This is a genomic window from Legionella cincinnatiensis, assembly GCF_900452415.1.
Classification (GTDB): Bacteria; Pseudomonadota; Gammaproteobacteria; order Legionellales; family Legionellaceae; genus Legionella; species Legionella cincinnatiensis.
Genome location: NZ_UGNX01000001.1, coordinates 919,549 through 935,464, shown reverse-complemented (window position 1 = coordinate 935,464; position 15,916 = coordinate 919,549). Strand labels below are relative to the sequence as shown.

Below are 15,916 nucleotides of genomic sequence, written 5' to 3'. Positions count from 1 at the left end.
TATTATCTTTCCTTACTCTTTTTGCGAATGATGACTACTTGTTCTAAAAATTCATTTAAAATTTGAATGATGCTGGCCATAACAGTGATACCAACAAATAAATTAAAAGGTAAAATCGTTCCTGAAGATAATATATTTCCGAGCGTTCCTTTAGGAAGAAAATTATAAAAAAAATTGTTTCCCTCCAAAAATGGAATGCTTCCCAATAAAATTAAACTAATCAATCCCAAAGATTCAACAAGACTTATAACATATAATGAAAGCCTCTGGATAAATTCAAAATAGGATCCTGCAAGATAAATTAATAGTAAAGCAGAACTGATGATTACTCCACCTTGAAATCCCCCTCCGGGTGATAATGGAGCATGCAAAACCATATAAAAACCAAAAAAAGCAATATAACCAATAAAAACCAAACCAAAAAACTCAATTGCAGGGCTAATTTTTGGAGGCTGTTTCTTAGAGTTTATATGCTTTGAAATTTCTTTTCTTTCTTTTTTCCCTACTCGCAAAACAAGAATAATACCAACAACTGACGTAAAAAGGATTATTGCTTCAATAAAACTATCAAAACCGCGATAGTCAAAAGCAACTGCAGTTACGATATTAGTTGCTTTTATTTTAGCTGACTCCTGTGTAAGAACAATTCTTGCATATTCGCTTTGATTCTGGCCGAAAGGAAGGAGCGTTAAAATTCCTGGAATTAAAAAGATGAAAAAACCAAGAGCAGAAAATAAAAAAAAATATTTCCTAGTGCTATTCATTTATTCCCCTTCATCTTTATTGATTTCTTTATAACTTTTTATTTTTATAAGAGAGAGTAGAACCATCAGGGGAATGATCACCATGCCTACAACAATTTCTGAAAGAGCAACTTCTGGTGCTTGCAGGATCAAGAATAATAGAGAAGCAATAAGCCCAAATAAACTTAATACAATTGTTTGCTTTAATGGGTTTCTAGTTAATATTACCCCAGTTCCAGTAATAATAAGCAACAGATAGATAATTAGATTTATAAATATCATTGATTTTTTTCCATTTTACCTGCCCTTGCCGTGGCATGAGTCAATACGGGTCCTATTAACATTAAAATTATAAAAACTAATAAAGACTTAATCCCTTGTTGATTCAGTCCTTCTTTGATCAAAATTGAAATTACAATTAAAAATATCCCTAAGGTAGTAGGCGCCAGGAAATGCAACCGAGCATAGGCTGTTGGTAAAATTACAAGAGCAATACTAGAAAGAAGTATTAATACAACTCCTAAAAAAAGAGGGATTCCTATTACATAATTCATTCGCTGATCACTCCAAATACCGAATAAAAATTAATATACTAATAAAGCTTAATATAGCCATTGTTAACGGCACATCAAAATAAGCAGCTCGGCCATAAAACTCGCATAATAATAAAGCAGTTATAGTAGTTATATTGCTGCTTACTTGTAAAAAAATTAATCGATTTAAAACCGTACCTCGCAAAATTCCAACTGTTGTAATTAATAAGCTTAGAAGCATAAATAGAATTGCGATAAACCAAATATTCACTTAAACCTGCCTTATTAATAACTACAAAAACTAAAATATTCTTTATCTATTAGTTACTAAAGAATGGATCAATATTTTTTTATTTTTCTTATCAATGAATACAATATAATGATTAGGAGCAATAGAAAATGTATAAATTAGCAAGGTTAAATCTAGTTTTCGATTAGATATTTTGGGATGCAAATCTTTAAAGTATAAAGTATGGAAACCGCCTCTTATCTGTTTTCCTTTAATAAAAAATGTAATAACTCTTACAAATACTAAATAAGTTTCAAAAATAATTTTATAAGGAATTTTTAAGAAAGTATCAAACCAATGGCCACGAATCCTTAATGAAAAGTAGCCTAGTTTGGTCATTGTCAGAGGTATAAAAGCAATGATAAATGCTAAAATGCCTCCAATAAGACATTCGGCAACAGTGACATGGGAAATCAATAAAATCCAGAAAATGCTAAAGAGAAACCACCACAAAAAGAAGGTATATATATCATTAATTCTCATTACACTATTCCTTAGTTGTATCTTAGAGTTTGCTGGCAATCCATTTTGTTTCCCTACGCTCTGCGATTTATAGTCGAGCTCCAAACGGTCTGCAATATTAGGTTCTTGCAAAGCGGGACACTGCGCGTAAAACGCAACATATAGGTAGTGGGAACCAGTTCCTTTTTTAACAGAAATAAAAAATTTTAATGACTGCTACAAATATTAATTCTAAAAACAGCCCTCGTAATCTAAGGATACTACTAATTGTATAACAATTTTTTTTATGTGCTCACATATATTTTCAATTGTATTGATTGGATTCCCATTAATTGAATCCCCACCTGACTTTTTAAAAATTTCCTTGGGTAGTGGTTTAGTTCAGAAGAACTACTTAACGTGTTAACGACACAAAAGGCATAGAAATGTCTTTTGTGTCGAACTCACGTTACTTAATATTTTTACCTTATTAGCGAATAATCCATAACGTCCTGTAGCATATCGATAATCGATAGATGCAATGGTTAAACCTAATCAATACCAGTAATATACAAAAATTTATCTAGTCTAATGATTTTTGTTTTTTTAGTTTATCAATACATAACTGCATTTTATAGTGTGGGACGGGATGCCATGAGGCTATAAATTCGCCAATAATTTCAAAACCAGCTTTTTGATACACATGAACAGCACGTTCATTAGAAATTTCTGGATCAATTAGCACAATTTTTTTATCAATAAATTGACTTAAGATGAATTCATGAATCATTTGTATCGATAATCCTTTCCCTATGTAATCCAACCTGCAAATAAATAAATCTAAAGTAACTGCTCCCTCTGGATATTCTTTTGATTTTTCAACTTCAGAAGTCATCAAATAAGCAAATGGAATTTCATTATCGTAGGCTATCCAATGGGTAGCCCATGGTTCCCCATTATTTAAGAATTGTTCTATATCTTTGATGGTATTGCTTAAACCCTCACCATGAAGCCATTCATTAATATGAGGTTGATGAATCCATCCCAGAACAAATTCATGTTGAGATTTATCCATGAGTTTAAAGCAAAAACGAAACTCTTCTGAAGAAAAACCAATCATTCAAAGAATACCCAATAATCAAAAATATTTAAAATTGTATCATTTATCGATAGATTCTTATATGAACAACTGTTCAACTGAGCTCATCTGCGATCAATTAAAAAATCACTTAAACGATCACCCTAAGTAATAGATTGTTTTTGTATGCTATTTGTTTTTAATGACCTAATTTCTTATGCTTTTATTTTCAATACAGACACTTCTTTTACATTAAATTAACGTGAGTTTCGGATAAGAGAACGTGGTTTTACTTTGATCCGTTCGGGCTGAGGAAGCGCATAGCACTGTCTCGAAGCCTTAGTACAAATTTTCAAGTTCTGGACTAAAGCTTCGAGACGGCATGCATGCCTCCTCAGCCCGAACGGTTCAAGATGGAGGCTGGATCTCAATAGATCCTTGATCCGAAATTCACGTTAAGTTATTGTTTCACAATATTTTCCTGAACTTCAAAAATCTTTCTTTCTGCAGAAAATTTATCTTTAAATAATCTAATCCCCTCTTCACGCATTTTAGCTGCAAATTCAGCAAAATATATAGTTAAGGATTCTCTATTTTCCAGTTGATATTGGACTGTTAATTTATTTTTCCCAATTATTTCCTTATCTTCTGGCTTTAAAATTCTTGCTTGTATGAATCCAGGCAATTGAAGCATTTCTTTTACATGCTCCTTTAACCATATTTGAAATTTTGCAAAGACATCTCGGTCAATTGATAAATTGACTTCATAAATAACCATATTTTTACTTTAAAAAAAGAAATTTAGCTCGCAGTTTAGCAGAATAAACCTACCCTTTTAATGTATTTTTAAAACACTTTGACTCAGATACTATTTAAAACTCATCTCTATTTGAGCAATAGAGAAAAAAATTTCGTATTACGCTTGCGCTATAACTGATGACGTTTTGAATCTTCCTTATCCTTCCCCAGCTCCTGCATCTCATTATCTTCGGATTGTTTCGTCGACATCGGTTCATTAAAAGAAGAAGAAAGAGATGTTTTCGGAGAACTATTCGCTGGAGAAGATAATAAGAGTCCCTTATCTTCAGTTAAATAATCATCTAAATACTTATCTATTTTTTCGATTGCTTTATCATGTAATTCATCAAACTTCTTGCTCATTGCAGAAATCTTGCTGCTGCAAAATTCACGTGCATTTTTGAAAGCATTTTCAGCAGCTTCTTTGATTCCAGGCCAACCTTTAGTTTTTGTCCGTTCAACAGCATTGCCCAAAGCTTCTTTTGTTCTTTTATACGCGCTTACCGCCGCATCGCGAACCGCGGGCCAACCCTTGGTTTTAGTCCACTCAAACGCAGTGCCCAAAGCTTCTTTTGTTCTTTTATACGCGCTTACCGCCGCATCGCGAACCGCGGGCCAACCCTTGGTTTTAGTCCACTCAAACGCAGTGCCTAAAGCTTCTTTTGTTCCCTTGTAAGCACTTACCGCTGCATCACGAACGGCGGGCCAACCCTTGGTTTTAGTCCACTCAAACGCAGTGCCTAAAGTTTCTTTTGTTCCCTTGTAAGCACTTACCGCTGCATCACGAACGGCTGGCCAACCCTTGGTTTTAGTCCATTCAAACGCAGTGCCTAAGGCTTCTTTTGTTCCTTTATACGCGCTTACCGCTGCATCGCGGACGGCTGGCCAGCCCTTGGTTTTAGTCCATTCAAACGCAGTGCCTAAAGCTTCTTTTGTTCCTTTATACGCATTTACCGTCGCATCGCGGACGGCTGGCCAGCCCTTGGTTTTAGTCCATTCAAACGCAGTGCCTAAAGCTTCTTTTGTTCCTTTATACGCATTTACCGTCGCATCGCGGACGGCTGGCCAGCCCTTGGTTTTAGTCCATTCAAACGCAGTGCCTAAAGCTTCTTTTGTTCCTTTATACGCGCTTACCGCTGCATCGCGGACGGCTGGCCAGCCCTTGGTTTTAGTCCATTCAAACGCAGTGCCTAAAGCTTCTTTTGTTCCTTTATACGCACTTACCGTCGCATCGCGGACGGCTGGCCAGCCCTTGGTTTTGGTCCATTCAAACGCAGTGCCTAAAGCTTCTTTTGTTCCTTTATACGCATTTACCGTCGCATCGCGGACGGCTGGCCAGCCCTTGGTTTTAGTCCATTCAAACGCAGTGCCTAAAGCTTCTTTTGTTCCTTTATACGCGCTTACCGCTGCATCGCGGACGGCTGGCCAGCCCTTGGTTTTAGTCCACTCAAACGCAGTGCCTAAAGCTTCTTTTGTTCCTTTATACGCACTTACCGTCGCATCGCGGACGGCTGGCCAGCCCTTGGTTTTAGTCCATTCAAACGCAGTGCCTAAAGCTTCTTTTGTTCCTTTATACGCACTTACCGTCGCATCGCGGACGGCTGGCCAGCCCTTGGTTTTGGTCCATTCAAACGCAGTGCCTAAAGCTTCTTTTGTTCCTTTATACGCATTTACCGTCGCATCGCGGACGGCTGGCCAGCCCTTGGTTTTAGTCCATTCAAACGCAGTGCCTAAAGCTTCTTTTGTTCCTTTATACGCACTTACCGCTGCATCGCGGACGGCTGGCCAGCCCTTGGTTTTAGTCCATTCAAACGCAGTGCCTAAAGCTTCTTTTGTTCCTTTATACGCACTTACCGCTGCATCACGAACCGCGGGCCAGCCCTTGGTTTTAGTCCATTCAAACGCAGTGCCTAAAGCTTCTTTTGTTCCTTTATACGCACTTACCGCTGCATCACGAACGGCTGGCCAACCCTTGGTTTTGGTCCATTCAAACGCAGTGCCTAAAGCTTCTTTTGTTCCTTTATATGCACTTACCGTCGCATCACGAACGGCTGGCCAACCCTTGGTTTTGGTCCATTCAAACGCAGTGCCTAAAGCTTCTTTTGTTCCTTTATACGCGCTTACCGCCGCATCACGAACCGCGGGCCAACCCTTGGTTTTAGTCCATTCAAACGCAGTGCCTAAAGCTTCTTTTGTTCCTTTATACGCGCTTACCGCCGCATCACGAACGGCTGGCCAACCCTTGGTTTTGGTCCATTCAAACGCAGTGCCTAAAGCTTCTTTTGTTCCTTTATACGCGCTTACCGCCGCATCACGAACCGCGGGCCAGCCCTTGGTTTTAGTCCATTCAAACGCAGTGCCTAAAGCTTCTTTTATTCCTTTATACGCACTTACCGCTGCATCACGAACGGCTGGCCAACCCTTGGTTTTGGTCCATTCAAACGCAGTGCCTAAAGCTTCTTTTGTTCCTTTATATGCACTTACCGTCGCATCACGAACGGCTGGCCAACCCTTGGTTTTGGTCCATTCAAACGCAGTGCCTAAAGCTTCTTTTGTTCCTTTATACGCACTTACCGCTGCATCGCGGACGGCTGGCCAACCCTTGGTTTTAGTCCATTCAAACGCAGTGCCTAAAGCTTCTTTTGTTCCTTTATACGCACTTACCGTCGCATCGCGGACGGCTGGCCAGCCCTTGGTTTTAGTCCATTCAAACGCAGTGCCTAAGGCTTCTTTTGTTCCTTTATACGCGCTTACCGCTGCATCGCGGACGGCTGGCCAGCCCTTGGTTTTAGTCCACTCAAACGCAGTGCCTAAAGCTTCTTTTGTTCCTTTATACGCACTTACCGTCGCATCGCGGACGGCTGGCCAGCCCTTGGTTTTAGTCCATTCAAACGCAGTGCCTAAAGCTTCTTTTGTTCCTTTATACGCACTTACCGCCGCATCACGAACCGCGGGCCAACCGTGATCTTTTGTCCATTCAATTGCACTGCCCACAGCATACACAGGAGCAACAAGCACTCCCACCAGCCCTGCGCCAGCTTCTTTCGCTGCTTTTTTCGCGGCTCGTGCTACTTTGCTCCAATCAAGTTTTCTAGTAGTTGGCATGGTTAAAATCTCTCATAAACTACAATCAATCGTTGCAGGGCAGGTAAATAAAGTTTGCTGTATAGTCCTCTTGTTTAGCCAGCGAGCTTAGCAATATCCTCTTGGATTAGAGAAATGTCTGCTAGTAAATCTACAGCACGGCTTTTCTTCTCTTGCATAAGCGTGTTCATATCAATTACACGCAATCCAGCACTTAACCCGTAAAGCGCACTTGATAGAAGATCTATAAATTCTTCTATATCTTCTGCATTTGGATTTACGTTATCTGTAACTATCGATGCGAACCTTTTTCTTGATTTTTTTAATTCAAAATTCATTTCAAAACTTTGATCTAACATTTCTAATTGCTCGAGAACTGTAATTAGCTTTGGAATATGCGCGCTTATTTTTTTATATTTAGATACATCTTCAGAATCAGCACTAACAGTCTTTTCATTGGTATCCATCTCATCCATTGATGTACTATCACTAGCATTCATTGCACCTAATTCGATGTTTGTATTCATTAAATCACTCCTTTTCTCGGAATAAGAAATAATTAAAACAATATGATCTATTTTTGATCTTATAATATATATCCTAGTTATTCATTAGGAGGAAATCAAGGATATCTGCCAGTTACCCTTAATGCTTTTGCTAAACAAAAATCGTTTTTTATATCCGTATCCTTACGTAATATAAGCGAGCATGATTGTTCTTGATATTAGAAATACCTGCACACAGCTCCAGAATGTTCTGGGGCCGTATCATGAGGAGTGGCTACTCCCCTTAATAGCACTACTCATTTTAATTCATCGAGTCGCAAAGATTGTTTTATTTTCCAATAATCTTCCCATGGATCTTTTCTTAATAACTTGAGTCGGTTAGGTAAAGTTTTTAAAGTAAACTCCGAATCACGCTTATCATGAGTAAGCTCCTCCCAAGAAATAGGGACAGCAACAGGGGCATGCGCACGTGCTCTTGTTGAATAAGGACTAATTGCGGTTGCGCCGCGTTGATTACGCAAATAATCAATAAAAATTTTGCCTTTGCGTTTGGATTTAGTCATTTTACTTACGTAACATTCAGGATTTATTCTTTCGATAAGCGCCACAAAAACATGTGTAAAATTTTTCACTTCATCCCATTCATACTCTGGTTGTATAGGTACAACCACATGTAATCCTTTACCACCTGTCGTTTTGACAAAAGAAGTTAATTTAAATTCTTGCAAATATTTTTTTATTTCCAAAGCAGATTTAACTATAGTTTCCCAAGCAACTGATGGATCAGGATCTAAGTCAATAACAATCACATCTGGCTTTTCTATATTCGAAACTAAGCTCCCCCATAGATGAATTTCTAAAACATCCATTTGTATCAAACTATATAATCCATTTTTAGTATTTAAATAAATGAATTGCTCTTTTTTTCCCGCTTTAGTTTCTACAGTAATCGCTTTTAAAGCTTTAGGTGTAGACTCCGTATAATGGCGTTGAAAAAAGCAATTGTTCCGATTTTCAGGGCATCGTACTAATGATAAAGCCCTATCTTTAATAAAGGGCATTATATGATCAGCTACAATTTCGTAATAATTAAGTAAATCTCTTTTTGTAATTCCTTCTTCAAGATACAGCGCTTTATCAGGATGAGTTATTTTCAATGAATGCTGTCTTGTATCCACCTTCATTTTTTTCACTTCATCCTCTTTTTGATAAATCTTATTTGTTCTTTCCTTAACTACCTCATCAGGCTTTTTATCCAAACGTAAGCCTTTAAAACTTGGATGACGCAAATAACCTTCTTCTGTCCATTCAGTAAACTCCACTTCCACCACCCACATGGGTGTAACCCAAACTACTTCATGAGAATTGGCAATCTCTTTATTAAAAGGACTCTTATTAGTTGGAAGCTCTTTTTGTAAAAGAGTAAAAATTTCTTTAAGTGACTCTTCTGTAAACCCTGTCCCTACTTTCCCTACATATTCTAAGTCCCCATACTCGTTATAGACTCCTAAAAATAAAGATCGAAAATAGTGACGCCTTCCCTTAGAAGGAACATATCCTGTAATAATAAATTCTTGCCTGTGTTGGCATTTTACCTTCAACCATGTATTACTTCGCTTCGATAAATAAGGGCTATCTATTCGTTTGGAAATTATTCCTTCAAGAGATAAATCACAAGATTGCTGAAAAAGAAAACCACCATTCCCTATAATATGATCACTATAACGAAGCGTTTTATTTTCCCCTGCTAATAATTTTTTTAAAATCTGCTTACGCTTTAATAAAGGTAACGATCTTAAATCAAATTGATCGTAATAAAGAATGTCGAAAATATAATAAACATAAGGAGCATTTGTGTTAACTTTAATAGTATTCTGTAACAGTTGAAAGTCAGAATATCCATGCTTATCAAGCAACACAAGCTCCCCATCCAAAATAACTCGCTGCAATGATAATTTTTTAAGTGCTTGTTCTATCGATGATAAATAGCTGGTCCAATCATTATTGTTACGGGTTTTTAAATGAATTTTTTTATCTTGAATAAAAGCAAGTATCCTATACCCATCAAGTTTTATTTCATGCAACCACTCTGAACCTTCCGGAGCCTTATCTACTAAAGTGGCTAATTGCGGTTTTACAAACTCAGGTAAAGGGCTAATTGGCAAGTCATTTAATAATTTCAAAAAATTATCGTCATGTTTTTTTTTAGGTTTTGATTTGGAACCACCTCCTCCATTAACCCCTCTTTTGTCCATGAAAAACGAAATTTTTTACTGATTTCTTCAATAGATTGATAAGTCAACACACTATTTGGCGCCTCTACAGTAACATCATAATCTTCTAGTTTTTGAGCAAATTTATCTTTATATTTAATTAAAAACCATTGATTCGCCTTGTTAAAACGAAGCAAGTCCCAACGCCCTTTTAATTTTTTGGCATTTAATTCAAATCGTAAATGCCCAGCTTTATAAGCCTCTTCGGGATTTTTATCCAGTGTTTGCCAAGTACCTTGATCCCAGAGCATTACGACACCAGCACCATATTGGCCTTTGGGTATTATTCCTTCAAAATGACCATACTCAACTGGATGATCTTCCACATGCATTGCTAAACGTTTCACTAAGGGATCAAGGCAAGGACCTTTGGGAATAGCCCAACTTAGTAATACTCCATTCAATTCTAATCGAAAATCATAATGAAGATGGCTGGCTGCATGTTTTTGAATAACAAATAGAAATTTATCTTCCTCGGAAACATTACCTTGAGGTTCAGGAGTTTTATTAAAATTTCTTTTATTTCGATAAGCCTCCAAGCTCATTACTCTCTCCATGATGTATGTTTCTTCTTTAATTTTATTAAAAAAACTAGAAATTTCCACTTTGGAGAGAATTCAAAAAAGAGATAAATGGTCTAATCTTTTTTAATAAACCTTGATCATGAGATTTTATAAATGAATTTATTTAAGGATTAAATAGAATGCCTAAATCAATTTGGAAAGGAGAAATTTCTTTTGGCCTTGTTTCTATTCCTGTTTCTTTATATTCAACTGAAGAAAAAAATGAAATTAATTTTCATCTGCTTGACAAAAAAACTAAATCGAGAATTCGCTATCAACGTATTAGTGAAAAAACAGGAAATGAAGTATCTTGGGACGATATCGTTAAAGGATTTGAATACGAAAAAGATCGCTACGTTATTGTAGATGAAGAAAAATTTGAAAAAGTTGAGCCTGATTTATTTAAAGCAATCACTATTGAAGAGTTCGTCAATTTTCAAGAAATCGATAGTCTTTATTTAATTAAACCTTATTATCTAGTACCGGAAAGCAAAAATAAAAAAGCTTATGTGTTATTAAGAGAATCATTAAAAAAAACAAATAAAGCAGGTGTTGCGCGAATTATCATACGCACTAAAGAATCCATCTGCTTGATTATTCCTCATCAGCATGCATTACTTTTATACTTAATCCATTTTAAAGACGAAATCCGTGCAGAACATGAAATTGCTCTCCCTCAAGAAAATCTCAAAGCTTATAAAATTTCTGCTTCAGAAATAAAAATGGCCACAGCCTTGATTCAAGAAATGACTACAAAATGGCAACCCGAAAAATATCACAACGAATATCGAGAAGCATTAAAAAAATGGCTGGATCAACAAATTGCAAAACAATCAAAAATTAAAAAAGAAATACCTGAAAAAGAGAGCAAAAGTGACGTAATTGATTTCATTTCGCTGTTAAAAGAAAGTATGAAGAAAAGAAAATTATCTAAATAAAATTGAACCAATATTTAACTCCAATAATTATTTTACTATAAAAATAATAATCATTTTGAATAAAATAAAGAAAAATCTGGTGTTTTCACCTATACTCATCGGAAGAAATGTAAAAATTATAGTCATATAGATAAACATATGACCGAGGAGATTTAGATGATATTGACTCATTTTAAAAAAATAATTATAGGCTTGAGTGTAGGTGTTTTTTTCGCTTCAAACAGTTGGGCTGTGTGGACAAAAGATGTTAAACACACTACATGCGCAGGTAACACATGCCATCATTCAACTTATAAAAAACAGTGCTACCATGGCGATTGTCGCGTAGTGAAACGTAGCAGCACCTGGCATAGGTAACTATGCCAGGGTCTTTGGGTAAAACATAGACTTATTGATCATATCCAGGCTACAAAACACCATCAATTGGCATCATTAAAAAATGATATCCGATGTAACAACACAGTAATAAGATAATTTTTGAATCAATTGTTTTTCTTTATGCTCATGATATTTTATCTTGTTGCTCTATTACATCACAGGCTGACGTGAGCTTTAATGTCCTTGAAGCAAGTATTCTTTCATTCTCAGGAAAAATGACACGAAATCCGGGTTCTAAAATTTGTCCAAGTGGATTTAATGAAATTTCTGATGTGCTCACCTCTATCCGTCTTTGCACTAACAAGCGATACATCTTTTCCACATTTTTGCTATTTTTTAGTTTCTCTTGACAATTCTGAAGAAATTTTCTTGCTTTTTGTTGATAAAATTCAATATCTTGTTCTGGAGAGGTACGATTTTTTAGCAATTTTTTTGCAGCCCATTCTTTTGATTTACTCAAGTTTTTTATAAATACATCATGCCAATTCAAAGTAGGGGTTGCTGGCAGCAAACGTAAAAGACTGCACCGTGTCGGTGAAAATACTGGATTTTCTCTATCTATATCTAAAACATCCAACATGAATTTAGTATCAATTACTCTATTGTTAATTAAATTATCCACTGCTAATTTATCTGATCTAGCTTTCACAGGTGTAAGCCACGCATGATCCGCATCTTGCAAATAGGTTTCAGGAAAATGACTCCCTAAAACATTTAATGCTTCTTCGTAAAAAGCTCTAGAAATAATAATCGCTTGATTTTTCTGATCCGGTAAAAATCTTGAATCAATAAAAAACTCCATGGGAATACTTACTTCGGAATGAAATTCATCATTTGGGTAAATATCCGACATTAAATTGAGTTCAACTGGACAAAATAAAGGACGAAGCAGCTCTTGTAAGGAAAGAGAAACTTTTTTTCGATAGAATTTCTCGTTATAATTCAGCTTGTTAACGCCAAGCAAAACGCTTTTGGATAATTGATCCGGCGCCACTAGTGTTTCTAAAATATCTTGCAATGCCGCATCTGGCTTGCGCCCACCAAAATCCAATTTTCGTTTTGGCTCCCACCAATCATTATGAGGTTTATCCAATTCTTTCATAATAGGCCCACCAGCACCATGACATCCAGAACAACGTAATCGTGTACCAAATTGGGGATGTTTTGGATCGGGTTGGCGATGAAGTAACTCGTTATCTGCAAAAATATCTTCTGAATCTCCGCGATAAAACCATTGGCCTTGTGTGCCATCACCACGTAATTCATAAAAATTAAATACCTCTTTTTTAGGATCCCAAGCAAATGCCTCAATCATTAATACATTTTTTTCTGGATTCTGATCAGCAACTAAATCACCAGCTGGGCTTACAGCAGTAAAATGACCAAAGAAAAAATCGCCGGCATTAATGGACAAATGATGATCCATTATTTTTAATTCCCCTAAGGCCATCTCAAATAAACTAAAACTACCTTGAGATGGATTATGGAATCCTCGATTTGCAACCATTGTTGTTTCTATTTTTAAACCCGAATTTTTTAAAAATTGCCGCAATGCAAAAACATCTCTAGGGCACTGAGCCTCTGAAAAAAGTATAAGGCCTAAAGCATCATTAGTTCGCTCTGTAAGTTTTCCAGAAGAATGAAAGACAGAACAGGCAGAAAAAACATCTTGAGAAAAAGTCGTCAGCATACAAAACAAAACTATGAAACAATATAATCCTTTTTTCACAATACATTCCTTATCTTCAGCAATTATTGATTATGAGTTATAAAAGAGGCAGTTGATTTTTTCTTCAAAAACTATCCTATGGTTTGTATTTCATTTTTGAGCCTTTAAGAAAACCTGAGCAAACACTTTTATTTTTGTGGGAAGTTAACCAATGTTCCCAATAATTATTAATCACATGAATAAGTTTTAATGTGTTGGCGTGCATAATTTTCTTTAAATAAAAGCAAAAAGCACATCTTAAAAGCAAAGAACGATTCAGTCAAAACATTACTTAATCCATTGAAATCTCATAAAAAAATCAGTTGGCCCAAAATAAATGCACTTTCTCCAAAAAATACTATACTTTTAAAACTTGGACGAACAGGAATTGAGTGATGGACTCCATTCAATTAGCACTGGATGTGCATGTACAAGGGACTAATAAATATAAAAGAAGTTCTCTTTTAAAAAAACATCACATCTCTGAAGCAGGATGCCCTTTGCTGGTATCTTACTTAACATGGATTAGAAAAATTAATGGTAGTCTCAATAAAACAGATGAAATACATCAAAATGAACAAATACATAATGAATTCAAATTCTTATGCAAGCACAATTTATTGTTTTTTTTAACAGTCACTCGACAATTTGATGTAATCGAAAAATTATTTAGTACTCCATCTTTTACTACACGATTACATCATTCAATCACATGCATAAAAAACGCACAAAATAACGTAAAACAAATAAAAAAGAAACGCTTATTGCAATTAATTCATCAGCAAAATAATAAACTCGCATCACTGTTAGAAAAAAAACATCATGTACCAATTGATAGTCTTCATCATTGTCTTCATTATTTCATTCATTTTGCGAAAAAAAACTTAATAACAAATGTACCTATGCAAGATACAGATGTTATGGACTATGCATTAACTGCATTTAAATTTTTCGTAGAAAATCTTAAAAAAAGAAACAACTTTAATCATGAAAGAGGGGTTCTTGAAAACAGCGCGCACCCAAAAGAAAAACCACACTCGTCGCACAAGAGTTTTCTAGTGCATCAGCATTCAACTTTCTTTTCATCAACAGAACAAAGCAAAAAAGAAAGAGAAATACAATTCAGACCAACTGTGAATATTTTTCAGAAAGGTCATGTTTTATTTTAGCCTGACTTAGGGGTAAGCACAGGCTAAAAAAATAAGCGTTTTTATTGCTTCACATGCTGTATACACTCTATCCCACCTAAATAAGGTCTTAAGGCCATAGGAATATGAATATTACCCTCTTTATCTTGATAATTTTCCATTAAAGCAACTAATGTTCTACCTACAGCAAGACCTGATCCATTTAGGGTATGCACTAAATTGATTTCACGTGTTTTTTCATGTCTATAGCGTGCTTTCATACGACGAGCTTGAAAAGCTTCTATGTTAGAACAGGACGAAATTTCTCTGTAAGTATTCTGACTGGGTAACCATACTTCAATATCATAAGTTTTTGCTGCACTAGGTCCCATGTCACCAGTACAAAGGGTAACTACACGATAAGGCAATTCTAAGCGCTGCAGTATCGTTTCGGCATGTTGTACTAATTGTTCCAAAGCAGCATACGACTCTTCTGGCTTAGTAATCCATACTAACTCTACTTTTTCAAACTGATGTTGTCGGATCATGCCTTTAGTATCTTTACCATAAGAACCCGCCTCACTTCGAAAGCAAGGAGAATGGCATGCATAACGAATAGGTAAATTTTCTTCAGCTAAAAGAGTATCACGGACCGTATTAGTTACAGGAATTTCTGCTGTAGGAATCAAGTAATACCCATGATCCCCAGTTAATTTAAATAGATCTTCTTCAAACTTCGGTAATTGACCCGTACCTAATAAGCTGTCTGCATTAACAATATATGGAACATAAATTTCTTGATATCCATGTTGTTGTGTATGAAGATCTAACATAAATTGGATCAAACCACGATGTAATCTAGCTAATTGATTTTTCATAACCACAAAGCGACTACCCGTAAGCTTAGCAGCCAAAGCAAAATCCATTTGACCCAACTCATCTCCCAATTCATCATGTGACTTTACTGGAAAATCAAAAGTTGGAATTGTACCCCAACGTCTAATTTCTTGATTATGTTGTTCATTTTCGCCAACTGGAACAGACTCATGAGGGATATTCGGCAAACGTAAAGCAATTGCTTCAATTTGTTGTAACACATCATCAAGTTCACCTTTTTTTTGTTCCAACTCCTTAGCAAGACGATTCATATCTTCACGCATGACATCTATATCTTCACCACGAGACTTTGCCTCTCCAATAGCTTTGGAACGTGTGTTGCGTTCATTTTGTAATGATTGCGTTGCAACTTGTAATGATTTACGCTTTTCTTCTAAGGCAATAAAAGATGAAACATCAAACTGAAAACCTCTTTTTAATAACTGTGCGGCAACAAATTGCGGCTCATCACGTAATAATTGAATGTCTAGCATAAAGATATCACTCTAACTTAATTTATTCGTCCAATTGTAACTGCTCGCTCTCTACATGAAAATTTTTGGTGAGCATTCAAATTTGTG

The 15,916-nt window shown here is 36.0% G+C and carries 15 protein-coding genes; 2 read left to right on the top strand and 13 right to left on the bottom strand.

The genetic code is table 11. The features are described 5' to 3' along the window. Positions 1-2: 2 nt before the first annotated feature. The 11 genes from DYH34_RS04190 to DYH34_RS17950 all read right to left on the bottom strand — a co-directional run bounded on the left by DYH34_RS04190 (position 3) and on the right by DYH34_RS17950 (position 10,290). Complete coding sequence (locus DYH34_RS04190) at positions 3-764, bottom strand: MnhB domain-containing protein (protein WP_058463783.1); 762 nt, start codon at positions 762-764, stop codon at positions 3-5. Next, on the bottom strand, positions 765-1,025 hold the full coding sequence (locus DYH34_RS04185) for a DUF4040 domain-containing protein (protein WP_058463782.1): 261 nt from the start codon (positions 1,023-1,025) through the stop codon (positions 765-767). After that, positions 1,022-1,297, bottom strand: a complete 276-nt coding sequence (locus DYH34_RS04180; protein WP_058463781.1) for a cation:proton antiporter — start codon at positions 1,295-1,297, stop codon at positions 1,022-1,024. Before DYH34_RS04180 ends, DYH34_RS04185 begins: the two co-directional genes overlap by 4 nt. Positions 1,298-1,304: 7 nt before the next feature. Beyond that, positions 1,305-1,547 carry an MrpF/PhaF family protein gene (locus tag DYH34_RS04175; RefSeq protein WP_058463780.1) on the bottom strand — a complete coding sequence of 81 codons (243 nt, stop codon included), beginning with the start codon at positions 1,545-1,547 and terminating at the stop codon, positions 1,305-1,307. 42 nt (positions 1,548-1,589) lie between these two features. Beyond that, on the bottom strand, positions 1,590-2,048 hold the full coding sequence (locus tag DYH34_RS04170; protein WP_058463779.1) for a hypothetical protein: 459 nt from the start codon (positions 2,046-2,048) through the stop codon (positions 1,590-1,592). Between the two features lie 541 nt (positions 2,049-2,589). Continuing rightward, positions 2,590-3,126, bottom strand: a complete 537-nt coding sequence (locus DYH34_RS04165) for a GNAT family N-acetyltransferase (protein WP_058463778.1) — start codon at positions 3,124-3,126, stop codon at positions 2,590-2,592. A gap of 418 nt (positions 3,127-3,544) precedes the next feature. Next, on the bottom strand, positions 3,545-3,862 hold the full coding sequence (locus DYH34_RS04160; protein WP_058463777.1) for a DUF4286 family protein: 318 nt from the start codon (positions 3,860-3,862) through the stop codon (positions 3,545-3,547). A 149-nt stretch (positions 3,863-4,011) separates the two neighbouring features. After that, complete coding sequence (locus DYH34_RS04155) at positions 4,012-6,987, bottom strand: hypothetical protein (RefSeq protein WP_115342557.1); 2,976 nt, start codon at positions 6,985-6,987, stop codon at positions 4,012-4,014. A 74-nt stretch (positions 6,988-7,061) separates the two neighbouring features. After that, positions 7,062-7,493 (bottom strand): hypothetical protein, encoded by a 432-nt coding sequence (locus tag DYH34_RS04150; RefSeq protein ID WP_058465956.1) that lies wholly within the window; start codon positions 7,491-7,493, stop codon positions 7,062-7,064. Positions 7,494-7,768: 275 nt separating this feature from the next. After that, the gene (ligD, locus tag DYH34_RS04145; protein ID WP_238589557.1) at positions 7,769-9,655 is read right to left on the bottom strand and encodes a DNA ligase D; all 1,887 of its coding nucleotides are present in this window, start codon (positions 9,653-9,655) and stop codon (positions 7,769-7,771) included. Continuing rightward, positions 9,652-10,290 carry a DNA polymerase ligase N-terminal domain-containing protein gene (locus tag DYH34_RS17950; protein WP_172465399.1) on the bottom strand — a complete coding sequence of 213 codons (639 nt, stop codon included), beginning with the start codon at positions 10,288-10,290 and terminating at the stop codon, positions 9,652-9,654. The genes ligD and DYH34_RS17950 overlap by 4 nt, the downstream gene beginning before the upstream one ends. A gap of 158 nt (positions 10,291-10,448) precedes the next feature. On the opposite strand from DYH34_RS17950, the gene ku reads away from it, so the two are divergent. Continuing rightward, positions 10,449-11,246 carry a non-homologous end joining protein Ku gene (gene ku, locus DYH34_RS04140; RefSeq protein WP_058465955.1) on the top strand — a complete coding sequence of 266 codons (798 nt, stop codon included), beginning with the start codon at positions 10,449-10,451 and terminating at the stop codon, positions 11,244-11,246. A 502-nt stretch (positions 11,247-11,748) separates the two neighbouring features. On the opposite strand, the gene DYH34_RS04135 is transcribed toward ku, so the two are convergent. Then, positions 11,749-13,353, bottom strand: coding sequence for a hypothetical protein (locus DYH34_RS04135; RefSeq protein ID WP_058465954.1), 1,605 nt, complete (start codon positions 13,351-13,353; stop codon positions 11,749-11,751). Positions 13,354-13,727: 374 nt separating this feature from the next. Between DYH34_RS04135 and DYH34_RS04130 the strand changes: the two genes are divergently transcribed. After that, complete coding sequence (locus DYH34_RS04130; RefSeq protein ID WP_238589556.1) at positions 13,728-14,501, top strand: hypothetical protein; 774 nt, start codon at positions 13,728-13,730, stop codon at positions 14,499-14,501. A gap of 41 nt (positions 14,502-14,542) precedes the next feature. On the opposite strand, the gene serS is transcribed toward DYH34_RS04130, so the two are convergent. Next, entirely contained in the window at positions 14,543-15,829 is a 1,287-nt protein-coding gene (gene serS / locus DYH34_RS04125; protein WP_058465952.1) for a serine--tRNA ligase, read from the bottom strand. Between the last annotated feature and the right edge of the window lie 87 nt (positions 15,830-15,916).

Coding starts and splice junctions, on each gene's coding strand:
- DYH34_RS04130 (WP_238589556.1), top strand. CDS start 13,728: ATGGACTCCATTCAATTAGCACTGGATGTGCATGTACAAGGGACTAAT.
- DYH34_RS04150 (WP_058465956.1), bottom strand. CDS start 7,493: ATGAATACAAACATCGAATTAGGTGCAATGAATGCTAGTGATAGTACA.
- DYH34_RS04155 (WP_115342557.1), bottom strand. CDS start 6,987: ATGCCAACTACTAGAAAACTTGATTGGAGCAAAGTAGCACGAGCCGCG.
- ku (WP_058465955.1), top strand. CDS start 10,449: ATGCCTAAATCAATTTGGAAAGGAGAAATTTCTTTTGGCCTTGTTTCT.
- DYH34_RS04180 (WP_058463781.1), bottom strand. CDS start 1,297: ATGAATTATGTAATAGGAATCCCTCTTTTTTTAGGAGTTGTATTAATA.
- DYH34_RS04165 (WP_058463778.1), bottom strand. CDS start 3,126: ATGATTGGTTTTTCTTCAGAAGAGTTTCGTTTTTGCTTTAAACTCATG.
- DYH34_RS04185 (WP_058463782.1), bottom strand. CDS start 1,025: ATGATATTTATAAATCTAATTATCTATCTGTTGCTTATTATTACTGGA.
- DYH34_RS04190 (WP_058463783.1), bottom strand. CDS start 764: ATGAATAGCACTAGGAAATATTTTTTTTTATTTTCTGCTCTTGGTTTT.
- serS (WP_058465952.1), bottom strand. CDS start 15,829: ATGCTAGACATTCAATTATTACGTGATGAGCCGCAATTTGTTGCCGCA.
- DYH34_RS04160 (WP_058463777.1), bottom strand. CDS start 3,862: ATGGTTATTTATGAAGTCAATTTATCAATTGACCGAGATGTCTTTGCA.
- DYH34_RS17950 (WP_172465399.1), bottom strand. CDS start 10,290: ATGAGCTTGGAGGCTTATCGAAATAAAAGAAATTTTAATAAAACTCCT.
- DYH34_RS04170 (WP_058463779.1), bottom strand. CDS start 2,048: ATGAGAATTAATGATATATATACCTTCTTTTTGTGGTGGTTTCTCTTT.